Genomic DNA, 17739 nt, shown 5'->3' on the forward strand with positions numbered 1-17739 from the left:
CACGACGAGAGGATCTTTTCGTGACGTCACGACGACGTGTCACAGCCCTGGCCACGATGGCCGGGGTGCTCCTTCCGCTCATCCCCCTGTCGGCCGCGGCCGCGCCCCCGGCCGCGTCGTCCGGGGCGGCCGCCGGTGACGAGACCGTCGCCTGTGCCCCGGTGCTGGCCGCCGGGTCGCTCGACGAGTCGTTCGCCGCGGCGGCCGAGGCCACCGGGGTTCCGGCGGACCTGCTCAAGGCCGTCTCCTACCTGGAGTCCCGCTGGGACCAGCACGCCGGCCAGGCCAGTGCCGACGGTGGCTACGGGGTGTTCAACCTCGCGGGTGGCGCCGAGCCGGGGCACGCGCACGGCCACGGCCTGCCGCTGTCCGCGGTGACCGACAAGGACGGCCCGGCCCGCGAGGGCACCTCCGAGCTGGCTCGCGCGGCGGCCCTGACCGGCCTGAGCGAGCACGCCCTCACCACCGACGCGCAGGCGAACGTGTGCGGTGGCGCGGCCCTGCTCGCGGCCTACCAGGACCAGGCGGTGCGCGACGGCGCCGCTGCCGGCACCGCGGACCTCACCGCCTGGAAGGACGCCGTCTCCCGCATGAGCGACATCGAGGGTTTCGCGGCCGGCGTCTACCGGACGCTGCGTGACGGCGCGGGTGCCACCACGCCCGCCGACGGCGCGGTGATCCTGGCGGGCAACCACGACGTCGTCGTGCCGCAGGATGGTAGGACGAGCGACCCGGCGGCCGACTGCCCGGCCGAGCTCGGGTGCGAGTGGCTGCCCGCCCCGTACCAGAAGGGCTCGCCGGACCTCCCGGACGGCACCGGCGACTACGGCAACCACGACCAGGCCGACCGCACGGGCGAGGGCGGCCCGAGCCTCGACTACATCCTGATCCACGACACCGAGACGGCCTACCAGCCCAGCGTGAACCTGGTGCAGGACCCGACCTACCTGGCCTGGAACTACACGCTGCGGTCGGCCGACGGGCACGTGGCGAACCACCTGGACCCGGCCGACGTCGGCTGGCACGCCGGCAACTGGTACCTCAACATGCACTCGATCGGCCTGGAGCACGAGGGCTGGGCGGGCACGGGCACCTGGTTCACCGAGGCGATGTACCGGTCGTCGGCGGCGCTGGTGCGGTACCTCGCGGCGAAGCACGACATCCCGCTCGACCGGGCGCACGTCATCGGCCACGACCAGGTCCCGGGCATCCTGCCCGGCTACACGAAGAACGTGCACTGGGACCCGGGCCCGTACTGGGACTGGGACCACTACTTCGAGCTGCTGGGCGCGCCCATCGGCGGCGGGCTGGAGGCGACGACGGACGTCGCGCCGGGTGACGTCGTCGAGGTGCGCACGGGCTACGCCGACAACCCGAACGTGGTGACGGGCTGCGAGGAGGCCTCGCCGGGCTCGGGCGACTGCGTCGAGGGCGCGGGCACCAACTTCCGGTACCTCTACCAGGAGCCGTCCGCCGACGCGCCGCTGGCCAAGGACCCGGGCTGGAAGCCGGACGGCTCCGCCGGCACCACGTACGCGAGCGACGTGAGCGCACGCGTGCAGTCGGGGCACAAGCTCGTCGTCGACCAGGTCGAGGGTGACTGGCTGGGCGTGTGGTGGGCCGGTTCGCTGGCCTGGCTGCACAACCCGGCCGGGCGCCCGGTCGTGGTGCCGGCCACGGCGAAGACCGTCACCGTGGCGGGCGACGGCCCCGCCCCGGTCTACGGCCGCGCGTACCCGGAGACCGCCGCCTATGCGGCCCACCCGGACGTGCCGGTGCAGGAGGTCACGCCCATCGAGTACACGGTCGGTGCGGGCCAGGCCTACGCCGTGGCGGACGACCACGTCCCCTCCGACTACTACCGGGCCGCCACGTTCGACGGGTCGGGCCCGGGCGACCGCACGGTGGTCCGTGGCGAGGACGTCTACTACCAGCTCTGGCTCGCGCACCGGTACGTGTACGTCCGGGCGGCCGACGTCGAGCTGCACGACCCGGTCGTGGCGGACGTGACGGGTCCGTCGGTCACCGGTGAGGCCCGGCCGGGCCGCGTCCTGACGGCGCATCCTGGCACCTACCTGCCGGGCGACGTCGACGTGACCTACCGCTGGCTGCGCGACGGCGAGCCGGTGCGCCACGCGACCGGCCGCCGCTACCTGGTGACGGGCCGCGACCGCGGTGCCGACCTCCAGGTCGAGGTCACGGTGTCGGCCCCGGCCCACACCCCGGCCACCCACGTCTCGCCCCCGCTCCGAGTCCGCTGACCACCCGTTGAGTGCGGGATCTTCGCCCTTCTTCGTGGGCCGGAAGGGCGAAGATCCCGCACTCAGCGGTCACCAGTTCGGGGTGACCCCGGGGAGGTGGCGGGGGAGTGCGACGTTCTTCGGGTGGAAGACGTACGTCAGCCCGTCGGTCGACGTCTGCCACACCCGCTCGAAGTTCTCCCGCGTGTAGACGACCCGCACCGCCTCGTTGCTCGGCTTGTTCGGGTCGTTGATGACCGGGTCGCCGTCAGCCGTGAACCCGCGCAGCACCACCAGGTGGCCGTTGGTCCCGTACCCGGCCTCCGGCATCTCCTCCTCCTCGAAGTTGATGGAGAAGACCAGCGGGATGCCGGCCGCCACGAACCTCTCCGCCTCCGCGAGGGAGCGTAGCCGCGTCACGAACGTCTCCAGCCCGAACCGGCTCGCGTAGGCCGCGTTGAACGGCCAGTTGCCCGCGCCCTCGTACGTGTGGTCCCACGTGTTCATGGCCGCGTAGTCGACCTGCGGGTCGCCGTTCGGGGCCTCGATGCCCTCCAGCTCGGCAGGCGGCACCTCGCGCCCGTAGGAGTAGATCACCATGGTGGACGACGTCGGCGAGCACCACACCTGGCCGCCGCCCCCGAACTCGGGGTACTCGCCGCGGTGGATGTTCTGGCTGAGCTGCGGTACGTCGAGCACGGTCTCCCGGCGTAGCGTGAAGTCGCTCGTGCCCGGGTAGTGCGTGTCCGGCAGGTACTCGTTGGTCATGGTGCGCACCGCGTCGAGGCGCGGGGACTTCCGGCCGTCTTCCGGGCGGTACAGCGTGACCCGCGTCTGGAACGCGTCCGGCTCGTGCCCGGACTTCGCGACGTACGTGTCGGTGAACAGGTACGCGTCCTCGTCGGTCTGCCCGTTCACCGAGGTGCGGTGGATGTCGCCAACGCCCCGCTCGGGCGTGTAGTCGTCGCCCGACGCCCAGCGGCCCATCACGAACCACTTCGTCCAGACGCCGTCGGCCTTCCGGCCGCGGAACTCGACCTCGACCCACGTGCCCGTGGGCGTGTCGGCGTTCCAGGAGGTCACGGACTCGTCGATCGCGTACCCGGCCTCGACCACGGGCGACGTCCACCGGCCCGTCTCGTAGCGCACCGGGGACCCGTCGCCGAACGGGTCGGTGTACTCGACGACCTCGCCGCCGCCGCGCAGCACCAGGCCGCCGTGCGCACCCGGCCGGAGGTTGGTGGTCGTGCCCGCGCGCAGCTCCCGCACCCCGTCCCACGCGGTGAGCGTGATCCGGTTGTCCGACGCCGGTGCGGCACCCGCCGCAACCCCTGCCTGTATCACGAGCGCCCCCGTCGTCATCAGCGCGAACACCGTGGTCCGCAGCCTTCCCCTTGTCGACATGCCTGCCTCCGTGTCCCCGGCCCACGTCGGTGTGAACCAGCCGTTGACCTTCTTTACCAGAGGGACGGCCCCGGCAGAAGTGTTGTGCCCCCACCTGAAACGGGCCGAGACGTACGCCGGTCGGCGGTGCTACCGTCGTCGGCGATCCCACGGGTGCCCCGCGCAGGGGCTGAGATCGGGCTGGACGGCCCGGGACCGTTGAACCTGTCCGGTTAACACCGGCGTAGGAAGCAGGAGTCTGATGATGGAGCACACCCCGTCCCGCACGCTCGCGTACAAGTCCGACACGCACGACACCGGCCTGCGGGTGCCGGTCACCGAGATCAGCCTGGCGCCGTCGCCCGACGGCACGCCCAACGACCCGGTCCGGGTCTACCGCACACAGGGACCGGGCTCCGACCCGGTCCGTGGCCTCGCCCCGGCGCGCGAGCCCTGGGTCGTGGCACGGGGCGACACCGAGGAGTACGACGGCCGCCGTCGTGACCTCGCCGACGACGGGCGCGGCGCCCTGCGCCGTGGCGCTGCGACCCAGGAGTGGCAGGGCGAACGACGCCGCCCGCGGCGCGCCCGGCCCGGCCGCACCGTCACCCAGATGCACTACGCGCGCCAGGGCGTGATCACCCCCGAGATGCGGTTCGTCGCGGTGCGCGAGGGCTGCGACGTCGAGCTGGTCCGCAGCGAGGTCGCCGCCGGGCGCGCGATCATCCCCAACAACGTGAACCACCCCGAGTCCGAGCCGATGATCATCGGCAAGGCGTTCCTCGTGAAGGTCAACGCGAACATCGGCAACTCCGCCGTGCACAGCTCCATCGCCGAGGAGGTGGAGAAGCTCGAGTGGGCCACGAAGTGGGGCGCCGACACCGTCATGGACCTGTCCACGGGCGACGACATCCACACCACCCGCGAGTGGCTGCTGCGCAACTCGCCCGTGCCGATCGGCACCGTGCCGATCTACCAGGCGCTGGAGAAGGTCAACGGTGACGCGAGCGCGCTGACCTGGGAGGTCTACCGCGACACCGTGATCGAGCAGTGCGAGCAGGGCGTGGACTACATGACCGTGCACGCCGGGGTGCTGCTGCGCTACGTGCCCCTCACCGCGGACCGGGTGACCGGCATCGTGAGCCGCGGCGGCTCGATCATGGCCGGCTGGTGCCTCGCGCACCACCAGGAGAACTTCCTCTACACGCACTTCGACGAGCTCTGCGAGATCTTCGCGGCCTACGACGTCGCCTTCTCCCTGGGCGACGGCCTGCGCCCCGGCTCCCTCGCCGACGCCAACGACGCCGCCCAGTTCGCCGAGCTCGACACCCTCGCCGAGCTCACCCGCCGGGCGTGGCGCCACGACGTGCAGGTCATGGTCGAGGGCCCCGGCCACGTGCCGTTCCACCTGGTGCGCGAGAACGTCGAGCGGCAGCAGGAGCTCTGCGACGGCGCCCCGTTCTACACGCTCGGGCCGCTCGTCACGGACGTCGCCCCCGGCTACGACCACATCACCTCGGCCATCGGCGCCACCGAGATCGCCCGCTACGGCACCGCGATGCTCTGCTACGTCACGCCCAAGGAGCACCTCGGCCTGCCGGACCGCGACGACGTGCGCACCGGCGTGGTGACCTACAAGATCGCCGCGCACGCCGCCGACGTCGCCAAGGGGCACCCCGGCGCCCGCGACCGCGACGACGCCCTGTCCAAGGCCCGCTTCGAGTTCCGCTGGCGCGACCAGTTCAACCTCTCGCTCGACCCCGAGCTCGCCGAGTCGTACCACGACGAGACGCTCCCGGCCGAGGCCGCCAAGACGGCGCACTTCTGCTCGATGTGCGGCCCCAAGTTCTGCTCCATGCGCATCTCGCAGGACATCCGCGACGAGTTCGGGGGCGCGCAGGCCCAGGCGGCGCTGGCGGGCATGGCGACGAAGTCGCAGGAGTTCCGGGCGTCGGGCGGCGAGGTCTACCTCCCGACCCCGACCTCCCGCCCGTAACCCCTCGCTGAGTGCGGGATCTTCGCCCTCTTTCGTGTGCCAGGAGGGCGAAGATCCCGCACTCAGCGGGCGGGGTCGGTGAGGTCCGGGACCGGGCCCGTCGTCGTGCCCTCGACCAGGCTCACCGGGAGGGTCACCGACTCCGGCTCCTCGCCCGCGAGCAGGGCGACCACCGCCAGGCCCAGCGCCCGGCCCTTCTCGACCAGCGGCTGGTGCACGCTGGTGAGCACGTCGGGGGAGAGCCACGGCAGGTCGAGCCCGTCGAACCCGGCCACCGACACGTCCTCGGGCACGCGCAGGCCGAGCTCCCGGGCGGCGATCACGGCGCCGGCGGCCAGCAGGTCGGAGTGCGCGACGATCGCCGTGGGGCGGTCGCGCGCCGGCGCCCACTCGGACAGGATCTCGGTCGCGGCGTCGCGGCCGTGCTCCACCAGCGAGGCGGGCGTCTCCCACGACATGACCGGCTCCACGACGTCGCGCACGCCCGCCAGCCGGTTGCGGGTCGGGGTGCGCTCGACGGCGGCGAGACGGTCGGCGTCGACCAGCCCGGACCGCTCGTCGCGGCCGAACGGCAGCGTGATCTCGGCGATGCGGGTGTGCCCGAGCTCGACCAGGTGGCGCACCGCCTCGGCCGCCCCGTGGCGGTCCTCGACGCCGACCACGGGCACGCCGGGCACGTCCTGACCCTCGCCGATCACGACGGGCACGCCGCGGCGCTGCAGCGCCGCGAGGTTCGGGTCGTCGGGCAGCGTGCCCCACACGAGCACGGCCACGTCCATGGCCGCGGCCTCGACCAGCGGGTCGACGGCGGCGGGCAGGCCCGCACCGGCCGCGAGCCCCACCGACTGCGCGGTCGAGCCCTGCGGCATGCCCGGGATGAGCAGCACGCCGAGCCCCTGCTCACCGATGGCGGACACCAGGCCGTGCAGCACCTGCGTCGACACCGGGTCCCGGAACGACCGGCCGAGCTGGTCGCCGATCACGACGCCGACGATCCCGGAGCGGCCCGACCGGAGCTGGCGGCCCAGCGGGTTCGGCCCGGAGTAGTCCAGCTCGCGCGCCGCGGCCAGCACCTTCTCCCGCGTCTCCGGCGTGATGGGGCCGGCGCCGGAGAAGGCGAGCGATGCGGTGGAGACGGACACGCCTGCCAGCTCGGCGACCCGCGCGAGGGTCGGTCGTACGTTCTGGCGGGTCATCGTGGTTCCTTCTCTCGCCTCACGGAATCTGCTGGGACCATCCCAGGTTGTGGCTTACGGTCGGGAGATTCAATCGCACCAAGGAGTTCCGTGCCTACTGCACACGCCGCCGCCCGTGCCGTCTTCGTCGTCTTCGCCGCCAGCGGCTTCGCGTTCGCGAGCTGGGCCTCCCGCCTCCCGGCGGTACGCGACGGCCTCTCGTTCTCGGAGCAGGACATGGGCCTGCTGCTGCTCACCGGGTCCATCGGGTCGGTCGCCGCGATCCCGTTGTCGGGGCTGGTCGCCGAGCGGATCGGCACGGCGCGGACCGTGCTCTCCTTCGCCGGTGTGCTCGTGGTCGGTCTGACCGTCGCCGGGTTCGGCGTCGCGCTGGGGGAGCACCTCGCCGTGCGGCTCGGCCTCGTCCTGTTCGGCGTCGGGGCCGGGGTGTGGGACGCGGCGATGAACCTCGAGGGCGCGGCGGTCGAGCAGCGGCTCGGCCGCGCCGTGATGCCCGTCTTCCACGCCGGGTTCTCGTTCGGCACGGTGCTCGGTGCGGGCATCGGGGCCCTCGTGGCCACGCTCGGCGTCCCCGTGCTCTGGCACGTCGTCGCAGCGGGGGTCCTCGCGCTCGGCTCCGTCCTGGTCGCCATCCGCTACTTCTCGCCGACGGTGGTCGCGGCAGCGGTGCCCGACGGTGCGGCCGTGGGCACGGACGGCGCCGACCCGGCCGCGGTGACGCCACCGCCGTCCGGCGTCGCGGGCCTGCTCGCGGCCTGGCGGGAGCCGCGGACCCTGGCGATCGGTCTCGTGGTGCTCGCGTCCGCGCTCACCGAGGGCGTCGCGAACGACTGGGTGAGCCTCGCGGTCGTGGACGGGTTCGGCACCTCCGACGGCACGGGCGCCGTCGGCCTCGCGGTCTTCCTCACCGCCATGACGACGGCGCGGCTGGCCGGCACCCGGGCGATCGACCGGTTCGGACGGGTGCCGGTGCTGGTGCTCTCCGCGCTGCTGGCGTTCGTGGGCGTGCTGACGTTCGCGCTGGTGCCGTTCCTGTGGCTCGCGCTGGTGGGCGTCGCGCTGTGGGGGCTGGGCGCCGCGATGGGCTTCCCGATGGGCATGAGCGCGGCGTCCGACGACCCGAGGCGCGCCGCCATGCGCGTGGCCGCGGTCTCGACCATCGCGTACACGGCGTTCTTCGTGGGGCCGCCGCTGATCGGGTTCGTCGCGCACAGCACCGGCTACCGCCTCGCGGTGCTCGTGCTCCTCGTCCCGATGGTGCTCGGTCTGGCCGTGGCCCGCTCGGTGCGGCCGCTGCCGTCGGCGGCGGGTGTGCAGCGGCGGGTGTGAAGCGGTGGGTGTGAAGAGGTAGTGCAGGGACGGGCGCCGGCCTCGGCGCAGGCCAGGCCCGTCAGCGCGAGCATTGAACACGTCTGCCGCCCCCGGAAGGTTCCAGATCTGACAGACATCACCCACGCCATGTCGAAGATGTGCACAAATCCAACGCGTCAGGTAGATAGGCTTGCACGGTGAGCCCATACCCGGCAGACACCGTCCAGGCGCAAGCGGTGGCCCCCAGCCTCGCCGACCTCACCACGCTCCGAGTGGGTGGCCCGGCCGCCTCGTTCGTCGAGGCGGAGGAGGAAGCAGCCCTGATCGACGCCGTGAGCGCCGCCGACGACGCCGGCGTGCCGCTGCTGGTCGTGGGCGGCGGGTCGAACCTGCTGGTGGCGGACGAGGGCTTCGACGGCGTGGTCGTGCGCGACGCTCGCTCGGGGATCACCGTCGAGTCGGTCGACACCTGCGGCGGCGCCGTGGTGAGCGCCTCGGCCGGGCAGAACTGGGACGAGCTCGTGGCGCGCGCCGTCCACGAGGGCTGGGTCGGCGTGGAGTCGCTGTCGGGCATCCCGGGCACGGTCGGCGCCGCCCCGGTGCAGAACATCGGCGCGTACGGCCAGGAGCTGTCGGGCGTGGTGTCGCTGGTGCGCACCTGGGACCGGGCGGAGCGCCGGGTACGCACGTTCGCGGTGGGGGAGCTGGGCTTCGGGTACCGCACCTCGCTGCTCAAGCGTTCGATGCACAGCGAGGGGCGCGAGAGCGACCCGCTCGCCCCCTGGTACCCGTCGCCGCGGTACGTGGTGCTCAGCGTGCAGCTCCAGTTCCGGCTCGGCACGCTGTCCGCGCCCGTGGGCTACGGCGAGCTGGCCCGGCGCCTCGGGGTCGAGGTGGGCCAGCGGGCCCCGATGACGGACGTCCGCGAGACCGTGCTCGGCCTGCGCGGCGGCAAGGGCATGCTGCTCGACGATCCCGAGTTCGGCGCGGAGCCCGACCACGACCGCTGGAACTCCGGGTCGTTCTTCACCAACCCGGTCATCCCCGTGGAGCACCTGGAGCACCTGCCCGAGGACGCCCCGCGCTACCCCGTCCGCTCCTCGACGCCCGAGACGTCGACCGGCCCGAGCCTGGGCGCCGTCGACCCGGCGTTCGTCAAGACCAGCGCGGCATGGCTCATCGAGCGCGCCGGCTTCGCCAAGGGCTTCGGCCTGGCGGGGGAGCAGAGCCCCGCGCGGCTGTCGACCAAGCACACGCTCGCCATGACCAACCGGGGCGGTGCCCGGGCCGAGGACGTCGTCGCCCTCGCGCGCGCGGTCCGCGACGGGGTCCGCGACCGGTTCGGCGTCACCCTGGTGCCGGAGACCGTCCTGGTGGGCGTCTCGCTCTGACACCCCGCGCACGTGTCGGACGCTCAGGCCACCCGGGTGACCTGAGCGTCTGACACGTCGGGAGGTCAGTAGACGACGACCGGGGTGCCCGAGGGCGCGCCCCAGGTGTCCCAGATCCAGTTCATCGCACTGTTCGACACCCGCACGCACCCGTGCGACGCCGGGAACGCGGGCACCGACGCCGAGCCGTGCACGGCGATGCCGCCCGTGAAGAACTTCGGCCGCCACATGTCACCGAGCTCGAGCGTCGAGGAGTGCATCCGGTTCACCTCGCGGTACACCGCGAACGAACCGCGCGGCGTGTACGCCGTGTAGGTCGCACCCTGCGCCTCGTACGTCTCCCCGTTGCCGGACGACGCGTTGATGACGCGCACGACCCGGCCGTCCTCGACGGCGAGCACGAGCTGCCGGTCGATGTCGATCTCGAGCACCTTGCCCGACGACGTCTGCGCCCGCGGCACCACGCCCCGGTCCGCGGCGTCGAGCGTCACGTCACCCACCACACCGTCGCGGTACAGCCCGCCGGCCTTCTGCAGCGCGAAGACGGCCTGCTGCGTCTCGCTGCCGAACTCGCCGTCGACCGAGGTCACGAAGTAGCCGAGGTCCTGCAGCCGCTGCTGCAGGTCGCCCACGCGCTCGCCCGACGAACCGAGCTGCAGGTGGTCGGGCTTCTCGGGCTCGTCGTCGCCCTTGTCGTCGCCGTTGTCGTCGCTCGTGCTGTCGCCCTCGTCCTGGCCCGTTCCGCCGTCCTCCGGCTTCTCGTCCTCGCCGGGGTCCTCGCTCGCCTCGTCGCCCGGCTCCTGGCCGGTGCCGTCGCCGCCCTCGTCCGTACCGTCGCCCGCGCTCTCGTCCGGGGTCGGCTCGTCGGTCCCGGGTTGGTCCGTGCCCGGCTCGTCCGTACCCGGCTCCTCGGTCCCCGGCTCGGCGCTCGGCGTGCTCGGCGCAGGCGAGCTGCTCCCGGTGGGCGCCGGCGAGCTGCTCGACGCCGCGTCGGTCGGCGGCTCCTCCTGGCCGCAGGCCGACAGCAGGCCCGCCGTCAGCGCGACCGCGCCGAGCGTGCCCATCACCCTCGTACCGACGACCCGGCCCGCACCACGGGCCGGCCTTGCGTGCATTACCCGCATCGTGACTCCTCCTCGGCCGCACCTTCTGGGGCGGTGCGGCACCACACCCACGAGACGACGTCGTCCCCTCGCGAGTGTCCTGTATCTCTAACTGACGCGCGGGCGCTCAGGATGGTTGGGCAGACCTTTCGTCACCCAATCGTGACAGTGCCCCGGGCCGGGTGCGTGTCGACCGCGTCGGCCGGGTCGGGGGCCAGCAGCCACGCGTCGACCTCGGCCAGGAGCCGCGTCCTGGTGCTCTCCGACGCCCGGCTCGCCCGGATGGACGACGCCGCCAGCGCCGCGAGCTCGGTGTCCGTGAACCCGTGCGCCGTGCGCGCGATCTCGTACTGGTCCACGAGGCGCGACCCGAACAGGAGCGGGTCGTCCGCGCCGAGCGCCACCAGGGCGCCCGCGTCCACCAGGGTGCGCAACGGCACCTCGGACGCCTCCGCGTACACCCCCAGCCCGATGTTCGAACCAGGGTTGACCTCCAGCGCGACCCCGCGCTCCACGATGGCGGCGAGCACCCGCTCGTCCTCGGCCGCGCGCACGCCGTGCCCGATGCGGTCGGGCACGAGCTCCCGCATCACCTCGCCGATGTGGTCGGGGCCGAGCAGCTCACCCCCGTGCGGCACGGCGGCCAGCCCGGCCCGCCGTGCGATGTCGAACGCGGGCCCGAACTGCGACGTGTCCCCGCGCCGCTCGTCGTTCGACAGGCCGAAGCCCACCACGTCGCCCACACCGTCCCCCGCGTGGCGCGCCGCCAGCCGGGCGAGCGTGCGCGCGTCCAGCGGATGCTTCATGCGCGACGCCGCGACGATCACGCCCACCTCGATCCCGTGGGCGGCGCTCGCGACCCGCGCGGCGTCGATGACGATCTCGACGGCGGGGGTGATGCCGCCCACGAACGGGGCGTACGACGTGGGATCCACCTGGATCTCCAGGCGGCGGGAACCCTCGGCGGCGTCGTCGGCGGCCGCCTCGTCGACCAGGCGGCGCATGTCCGCCTCGGACCGCACGCACGCGCGGGCGGCGTCGTACAGGCGCTGGAAGCGGAACCAGCCGCGCTCCGTGGCGGGCAGGCGCAAGGGGTCGTTGTCGACGAGGGCCTCGGGCAGCCGGACGTTGTAGGCGGCGGCCATGTCCACGAGGGTCGGCACCCGCATGGATCCGGTGAAGTGCAGGTGGAGGTGCGCCTTGGGAAGACGTGCGAGGTCGCGCATCTGCGTAGTCTGGCAAAGCGGAGGACCGGTGGCAGCCGCGATCGTGATACTCCGCACTACTCACACATCCCGCGTATCTTTGGTGCGCTCGCGCCCCGCTACGTATCCTGAGAAGGACATGCCCCAGATAGCCGAAAAGACCGCTTCGCACGTTGCGCGACCACAGACACCGGTGAACCAGTGAACCAAGAGAACACGGGCGAGGAGAACGCGGCAGACCTCCCCGTGCACGTCGTGCTCGGCGAGAAGTACGAGCTGGTCGACGTGCTCGGCACCGGGGCGACGTTCACCGTCTACGACGCGCAGCGAGTGGCACCCCCGGCTCCTCCCGAGCCTCCCGAGCCCCCGGCGGCCGAGGCCGAGGACGGCGAGCGGGACGCGGCCGACGCTGCCGAGGACGACTCGGACGACGGCGCGGACACGACTGCGGAGGCGCCCGCCGCGGGCGAGGCGGCCGGCGACACGGAGCGCGCCGGGGAGGACGCCGCGGCGACCCCGGAGACCGATGCGTCCGAGGGCGGCGAGGCTCCGGAAGGCGCGGAGGAGACCGGGTCCGGTGCGACGGCGGACGCCGCCGCGACCCAGGAGCTGCCCGGCCCGGACGAGCAGGACGACGCCGAGGACCCGTTCGACCAGCCGCTCGTGGTCAAGGTGCTGCACCCCCACCTGGTCGACGACGAGAACGCGCGCGCGTCCCTGCGCCGCGAGATCGAGGCCTCGGCCCAGGTGGACCACCCGGGTGTCGTGAAGGTCCTGGACTCCGGCGAGGAGGACGTCGCCGGCGCGAACGTCCCCTGGACCGTCATGAACCGCATGCCCGGCGTGTCCCTGTCCGACCTGGCGGGTGACGACGGCCTGCCCTGGCGCGACGCGCTCGTCATCATCGACGGCCTGCTCGAGGCCCTGTCCGCCGTGCACGAGGCGGGCCTGGTGCACCGCGACGTCGCACCGCGCAACGTCATGGTCGACAGGCGCCCCGACGGCACGTACGGCGTGGGCCTGATCGACCTCGGCCTCACCCGCCCCGCGGGCGGCGAGGGCGACGGCGAGACGGTGGCCGGGTCGGTCATCGGCATGTCGCCGGAGCAGGCCCGCGGCAAGCCGCTCGACGCGCGCAGCGACATCTACGCCGTCGGCGCGCTCGCGTACTACGCCCTGACGGGCCACGCGCCGTACGAGCGCGCCCAGCCGGAGGACGTCCTGCGGGCGCACGTCAACGCACCGGTGCCCGCGGCGTCGGCCCGCCGCGCCGCGGTCCCGGCGTCCGTGGACCGGCTGGTCTCGCGTGCCATGGCGAAGGACCCGAACCGGCGGTTCCCGACCGCGGAGTCGATGCGCGAGACCGTGACCATCCTGCTCGGCGGTCCCGCCGGCCGGATGGGGACCAGCGGCGAGACGATGCAGCTCGGGGTCGGTGCCGGCGGCACCGAGGTGATCGACCCGGTCACGGGCGCGGCCGGCTCGGGCACGATGAAGCTCGGGCAGGTGACCGAGGGGGCCGACCGCACGACGACGATCGGCGCGGTCGGTGCGGGCGCGGTCGGCGCGGGTGCTGCCGCAGGGGCCCTCGGCGCGCCGGAGGCCGCGGCGTCGGTGCCGCCGCCCGTGCCCGCTCCCGCGCCCCTGGACCCGCCCGCGGAGGAGAAGTCCTTCTGGGAGAAGATGACCACCGGCCGCGGCCGCGTGGCCACGATCATCGTGTTCGCGCTGCTCGTGTTCGGCGGGGCGGGCCTCGTCATCGCGAGCATGCTGGACGACGGCGGCACCCCCGCGGTCAACCCGACCAACAGCCCCTCGACGCGGGAACCGTCGCGCACGCCGTCGGCCACGCCGTCGCCGAGCGCCACCGAGACGGACGAGCTCGAGCCGCTGCCGCAGGACACGTGGACCCCGAGGCCGACGCCGACCCCGACGCCGACCCCCACGCCCACGCCGACCCCGACCCCGACGCCGACCCCCACGCCGACGCCCACCCCGACGGGCGGCCCCACGGGCGAGCCGACGAACGAGCCGTCGACCGAGCCCACGGGCGAGCCCACCGGCGAACCGTCCAACGAACCGAGCGCACCCGTCGAACCCTCGACCAACCCGACCGGCGGCGGTCAGGCGGGCGGCGACACCGGCGGCGGGTCCGGCACGACGAGCTCCTGAGCCCGCGGGCTCAGGAGATCCAGCCGCGCTCGCGGGCGACCGTGACCGCCGCCGTGCGGTCGGTGACGCCGAGCTTGGCGAACGCCCTGATCAGGTGGGTCTTCACGGTCGCCTCCGTGATGGACAGCGCACGGCCCACCTCGGCGTTGGAGCGGCCGCGCGCGACGAGGGCGAGCACCTCGGCCTCGCGCGCCGACGGTCGTTCCGCGGCCGTGCGGACCGAGCTGACCAGGCGGGTGGCCACGCTGGGGGCCAGCACGGTCTCGCCGCGGGCCGCCGCGCGGACCCCCGCGACCAGCTCGGCGCGCGGGGTGTCCTTGAGCAGGTAGCCGGTCGCGCCGGCCTCCACCGCGCGCAGGATGTCCGCGTCGGTGTCGTACGTCGTCAGCACCACCACGCGCGGACCGGTCCCGACGATCCGCACGGTCGCGGCGACGCCGTCCAGCACCGGCATGCGCAGGTCCATGAGCACCACGTCGGGCCGCAGCTCGGCCGCGAGACCCACCGCCTGCTCCCCGTCGGCGGCCTCGCCCACCACGTCCAGGTCCTCCTCGACGCTGAGCATGCCCGCCAGCCCCGACCGCACGACCGGATGGTCGTCCACCACCAGCACCCGGATCATCGGGCCACCCCCTGTTCCTGCGTCTCGTCCTGTGCCGGCCCACCGGCTGCGTCCCCCTCGTCGGGCACCCCGGGCCGGGCCTCGACCGGTACCCGCGCGCAGAGGCGGGTGCCGCCGCCGTCGGCGCCGGGCGCCACCTCCAGCGCCCCGCCCACCGAACGCACGCGGTCGCGCATGCCCGCCAGCCCGAACCCGTCGGCCGTGCCCGGAGGGATGCCCTGCCCGTCGTCGGTCACCACGAGCACCACCTCGTCCGCCGTCCGCTCGAGGCACACCGCGACCGTGCGGGCCCGGGCGTGCCGGCGCACGTTCGCCAGGGCCTCCTGGGCGGCCCGCAGCAGCACCACCTCGATGGCGGGCGGCAACGGCCCGTCACCCACGGTGCGGAAGTCGGCCTCGAGGCCGGTGTCCTGGGCGAACAGGTCCGTGAGCCGGCCGAGCGCCTGGGGCAGTGACGCGTCCTGCAGCGGCACCGGCGCGAACGCGGCCACCAGCCCCCGGGCCTCCGCCAGGTTCTCCCGTGCCGTCTCCTCCATCACGTGCAGGCGGTCGCGCACCGCGCCGCCGTCCCCCAGGTCGAGCGCGGCCGTGGCCGCCTGCGCCTGCATGACCACGCTCGTGAAGCCCTGGGCCAGCGTGTCGTGGATCTCCCGGGCCAGGCGCTGCCGCTCGGCGAGCACGCCCGCCTCGTGGTTGGTGCGCGCGAGCTCGGCCTGCGCCGCCCGCAGCTCGTCGAGCAGCCGCGCATGCTCCTCGGCCCGCTGCATCGCCACGTGGAACCACAGCCCCAGCCCGATCGCGAACACGAGCGTCACCAGCATCTGCGGCACCACCTCGGCCAGCACCGCGACGTCGAAGCCGTACCGGCCCGAGATGCCGATCGAGACCGCCGCCGCCAGCACCGCGCAGCCGACCACGCCCAGCCGCACCGACTCCAGGAGCATCCACACCTGCGCGAACGCGATGAACAGCAGGAGCGACGCCAGACCGCCCTGGGACACCGTCACCGCCGTACCGAGCACCAGCACCACCAGGTACGCCAGGGCCGACCGCTGGTCGCGGGTCCGCGCCGCCCGCGCCCCCCACAGCACGTAGGCGACCACGATCGCCCCCATGGCCGCGAACGCGACCGTCAGCCGCACCCCGCGCGTCCCCTCCAGCACCAGCGCGACCGCGGTCAGGCCGACGATCACGCCGAACGCCGCGTCCCACCACCGCACCTGCTGCCCCCAGCCGGAGTACAGCCGCTCGACGGCGGGAACCTCCTCGGCCGCGGCCTCCTCAGCCGTCATCGTGGCGTCGCCACCGGAACGTCCGGGTACCCACCACGAGCGCCACGACCAGCCATGCCGCCAGTACAGCAGCCGTCGCACCGTGCTGCCAGGCCTCCGCGGGCTCGGCGAGCGCGAACTCGTCCGGCAGGAACACCGACCGCATGCCCTGCGCCACCCACTTGAGCGGGAACAGCGACGACAGGTTGATCATCCACTCGGGCAGCTGGCTGACCGAGAAGAACACCCCCGACGTGAACTGCAGCACCAGCAGCGGCGTCACCACGACGGCGCTCGCCGAGCGCCCCGAACGGGGCACCGAGGAGTACGCGACGCCGCACAGCGCACCGGCGGCCGTCCCGAGCACGAAGACCCAGGCGAACGTGACCCAGCGGTCCGGCTCGTCCGGCAGCGGCACGTCGAAGACGAGCGCCGCGACCGCGAGCAGCAGGGCGGTCTGCACCAGCACGGTGGTCAGCGACAGGAACACCTTGCCTAGGAAGTACGACGTCGGGGGCAGGGGCGTGGCGCGCAGGCGCTTGAGGCTGCCGTCGTCGCGCTCGACCGCGATCGAGATGGCCAGCGTCTGGTAGGTCGAGAGCATGATCCCGGTCGCGACCATGCCGGGCAGGAAGTACTGCGCGAAGCTGACCGTGGTGCCGTCCACGGTGATCGGCTCGTCGTCGCCGAACACCGTCGCGAAGATCGCGAGCATCACGATCGGGTAGGCGAAGCCGAAGATGATCGAGTCCCGCTCGCGCACGTACTCCCGCAGCTCCACACCGCCCCGGACCAGGCCGAGCCACAGCGTGCCGGGCAGCCGGCGTGCGCCGGGGGCGGTGCGGGTCGTCGTACCGGTGGTCTCCGTCGTCGTGCTCATCACGCCGCCTCCGTGCTCGTGCCGTCGCCGGGCGCGGCGGCCGCGGCCTCGTCGGTGGGGGACTCGCCGATCAGCGCCAGGTACACGTCCTCCAGGGTCGGGCGCGTCACCGACAGGCCGGGCACCTCGGCCCCCGGTCCGGCCGCCTCGATCAGCCGGCCGACGACGGCGGTGGGCCGGTCGGTCCGCTCCGTGCGCCGCACGCCGTCCTGCTCCCAGGCCACCACCGGCGTGCGCGCCTCGGCGCCGCCCAGGGTGTCCGGCGTGCCCTCGGCGACCACGACGCCGTCGCGCACCACGACCACGCGGTCGGCGAGCTGCGCCGCCTCGTCCAGGTAGTGGGTGGTCAGCAGGATCGTCGTCCCGCTGTCCCGCAGGCTCGTCACCAGGTCCCAGAAGGAACGCCGGGCCTGCGGGTCGAACCCGGTGGTCGGCTCGTCGAGGAACAGCAGCTCCGGGCGGCCCACGATCCCGAGCGCCACGTCGAGCCGGCGCCGCTGACCGCCCGACAGCCCGCGCGCCCGGGCCCGGGCCTTCTGCTCCAGCCCGACGGCGGCCACGACCTCCGCCGCGTCGCGCGGGTCCGGGTAGGCCGCCGCGGTCGCCCGCACCTTCTCGAGCACCGTCAGCTCGCTCATGTCGCGGGAGTCCTGCATGACGACGCCGATCCGGGCCCGCCACGCCCGGCCGGCGCGCCGCGGGTCCTCGCCGAGCACCTCGACCTCGCCCCCGTCCCGGTCCCGGAAACCCTCGAGGATCTCGACCGTGGTCGTCTTGCCCGCGCCGTTCGGACCCAGGACGGCGACGATCTCGCCGCGCGCCACGTCGAGGTCTAGCCCGGCCACGGCGTCCTTGTACCCCGCGCGGGGGTTGCCGTACCGCTTGCGGAGGCCGCGTACCCGCACGGCCACGGGGTCGAAGTTCTGCATGCTGCGATCATGCTCCGGCGGCGCTCGCGGCGGGACGCCC

13 protein-coding genes and 1 riboswitch are annotated in these 17739 nt (G+C 73.8%); of the genes, 5 read left to right on the forward strand and 8 right to left on the reverse strand.

Features of this window, described 5'->3' with window-relative positions; all coding sequences use genetic code 11:
• The first annotated feature begins 20 nt into the window (after positions 1-20).
• A complete protein-coding gene (locus APR03_RS10515; protein WP_253835488.1) occupies positions 21-2261 on the forward strand; it encodes an N-acetylmuramoyl-L-alanine amidase in 2241 nt (746 codons plus the stop codon).
• A gap of 69 nt (positions 2262-2330) precedes the next feature.
• Here APR03_RS10515 and APR03_RS10520 read toward each other — a convergent pair whose 3' ends face one another.
• Positions 2331-3644, reverse strand: coding sequence for a C39 family peptidase (locus tag APR03_RS10520; protein WP_253835490.1), 1314 nt, complete (start codon positions 3642-3644; stop codon positions 2331-2333).
• A 141-nt stretch (positions 3645-3785) separates the two neighbouring features.
• Positions 3786-3891, forward strand: a riboswitch (TPP riboswitch).
• On the opposite strand from APR03_RS10520, the gene thiC reads away from it, so the two are divergent.
• Positions 3886-5619 (forward strand): phosphomethylpyrimidine synthase ThiC, encoded by a 1734-nt coding sequence (gene thiC, locus APR03_RS10525; protein ID WP_253835492.1) that lies wholly within the window; start codon positions 3886-3888, stop codon positions 5617-5619. Its footprint overlaps the riboswitch before it by 6 nt.
• A gap of 62 nt (positions 5620-5681) precedes the next feature.
• Here the strand turns inward: thiC and APR03_RS10530 are convergent, their stop codons facing one another.
• Positions 5682-6815: a LacI family DNA-binding transcriptional regulator gene (locus tag APR03_RS10530; protein WP_253835494.1), complete on the reverse strand. Its 1134-nt coding sequence runs from the start codon at positions 6813-6815 to the stop codon at positions 5682-5684.
• A 90-nt stretch (positions 6816-6905) separates the two neighbouring features.
• On the opposite strand from APR03_RS10530, the gene APR03_RS10535 reads away from it, so the two are divergent.
• Together APR03_RS10535 and APR03_RS10540 are read left to right on the forward strand one after the other, a co-directional pair.
• Positions 6906-8144: an MFS transporter gene (locus tag APR03_RS10535; RefSeq protein ID WP_253835495.1), complete on the forward strand. Its 1239-nt coding sequence runs from the start codon at positions 6906-6908 to the stop codon at positions 8142-8144.
• 179 nt (positions 8145-8323) lie between these two features.
• On the forward strand, positions 8324-9517 hold the full coding sequence (locus tag APR03_RS10540; RefSeq protein ID WP_253835497.1) for a UDP-N-acetylmuramate dehydrogenase: 1194 nt from the start codon (positions 8324-8326) through the stop codon (positions 9515-9517).
• A gap of 65 nt (positions 9518-9582) precedes the next feature.
• On the opposite strand, the gene APR03_RS10545 is transcribed toward APR03_RS10540, so the two are convergent.
• Both APR03_RS10545 and APR03_RS10550 read right to left on the reverse strand, forming a co-directional pair.
• Complete coding sequence (locus tag APR03_RS10545) at positions 9583-10632, reverse strand: L,D-transpeptidase family protein (protein WP_253835499.1); 1050 nt, start codon at positions 10630-10632, stop codon at positions 9583-9585.
• Positions 10633-10772: 140 nt separating this feature from the next.
• On the reverse strand, positions 10773-11846 hold the full coding sequence (locus APR03_RS10550) for an adenosine deaminase (RefSeq protein WP_253835502.1): 1074 nt from the start codon (positions 11844-11846) through the stop codon (positions 10773-10775).
• 180 nt (positions 11847-12026) lie between these two features.
• On the opposite strand from APR03_RS10550, the gene APR03_RS10555 reads away from it, so the two are divergent.
• Complete coding sequence (locus tag APR03_RS10555; RefSeq protein WP_253835504.1) at positions 12027-13997, forward strand: protein kinase domain-containing protein; 1971 nt, start codon at positions 12027-12029, stop codon at positions 13995-13997.
• 10 nt (positions 13998-14007) lie between these two features.
• On the opposite strand, the gene APR03_RS10560 is transcribed toward APR03_RS10555, so the two are convergent.
• The 4 genes from APR03_RS10560 to APR03_RS10575 are packed head-to-tail and all read right to left on the reverse strand — an operon-like array spanning position 14008 to position 17699.
• Positions 14008-14619 carry a response regulator gene (locus APR03_RS10560; protein WP_253835506.1) on the reverse strand — a complete coding sequence of 204 codons (612 nt, stop codon included), beginning with the start codon at positions 14617-14619 and terminating at the stop codon, positions 14008-14010.
• Positions 14616-15911: a sensor histidine kinase gene (locus tag APR03_RS10565; protein ID WP_253835512.1), complete on the reverse strand. Its 1296-nt coding sequence runs from the start codon at positions 15909-15911 to the stop codon at positions 14616-14618. The genes APR03_RS10560 and APR03_RS10565 overlap by 4 nt, the downstream gene beginning before the upstream one ends.
• Positions 15901-16770, reverse strand: coding sequence for an ABC transporter permease (locus APR03_RS10570; RefSeq protein ID WP_253835514.1), 870 nt, complete (start codon positions 16768-16770; stop codon positions 15901-15903). The genes APR03_RS10565 and APR03_RS10570 overlap by 11 nt, the downstream gene beginning before the upstream one ends.
• Positions 16770-17699: an ABC transporter ATP-binding protein gene (locus tag APR03_RS10575; protein ID WP_253835516.1), complete on the reverse strand. Its 930-nt coding sequence runs from the start codon at positions 17697-17699 to the stop codon at positions 16770-16772. The genes APR03_RS10570 and APR03_RS10575 overlap by 1 nt, the downstream gene beginning before the upstream one ends.
• Positions 17700-17739 lie beyond the last annotated feature (40 nt).

This window comes from Promicromonospora thailandica (assembly GCF_024171955.1).
GTDB classification, from domain to species: domain Bacteria; phylum Actinomycetota; class Actinomycetes; order Actinomycetales; family Cellulomonadaceae; genus Promicromonospora; species Promicromonospora thailandica.

Bases quoted from the DNA above. Each gene is read 5' to 3' on its own strand.
- APR03_RS10565 (WP_253835512.1), bottom strand. From the start codon at position 15,911: ATGACGGCTGAGGAGGCCGCGGCCGAGGAGGTTCCCGCCGTCGAGCGG.
- APR03_RS10520 (WP_253835490.1), bottom strand. From the start codon at position 3,644: ATGTCGACAAGGGGAAGGCTGCGGACCACGGTGTTCGCGCTGATGACG.
- APR03_RS10575 (WP_253835516.1), bottom strand. From the start codon at position 17,699: ATGCAGAACTTCGACCCCGTGGCCGTGCGGGTACGCGGCCTCCGCAAG.
- APR03_RS10550 (WP_253835502.1), bottom strand. From the start codon at position 11,846: ATGCGCGACCTCGCACGTCTTCCCAAGGCGCACCTCCACCTGCACTTC.
- APR03_RS10570 (WP_253835514.1), bottom strand. From the start codon at position 16,770: ATGAGCACGACGACGGAGACCACCGGTACGACGACCCGCACCGCCCCC.
- APR03_RS10560 (WP_253835506.1), bottom strand. From the start codon at position 14,619: ATGATCCGGGTGCTGGTGGTGGACGACCATCCGGTCGTGCGGTCGGGG.
- APR03_RS10530 (WP_253835494.1), bottom strand. From the start codon at position 6,815: ATGACCCGCCAGAACGTACGACCGACCCTCGCGCGGGTCGCCGAGCTG.
- APR03_RS10545 (WP_253835499.1), bottom strand. From the start codon at position 10,632: ATGCACGCAAGGCCGGCCCGTGGTGCGGGCCGGGTCGTCGGTACGAGG.
- thiC (WP_253835492.1), top strand. From the start codon at position 3,886: ATGATGGAGCACACCCCGTCCCGCACGCTCGCGTACAAGTCCGACACG.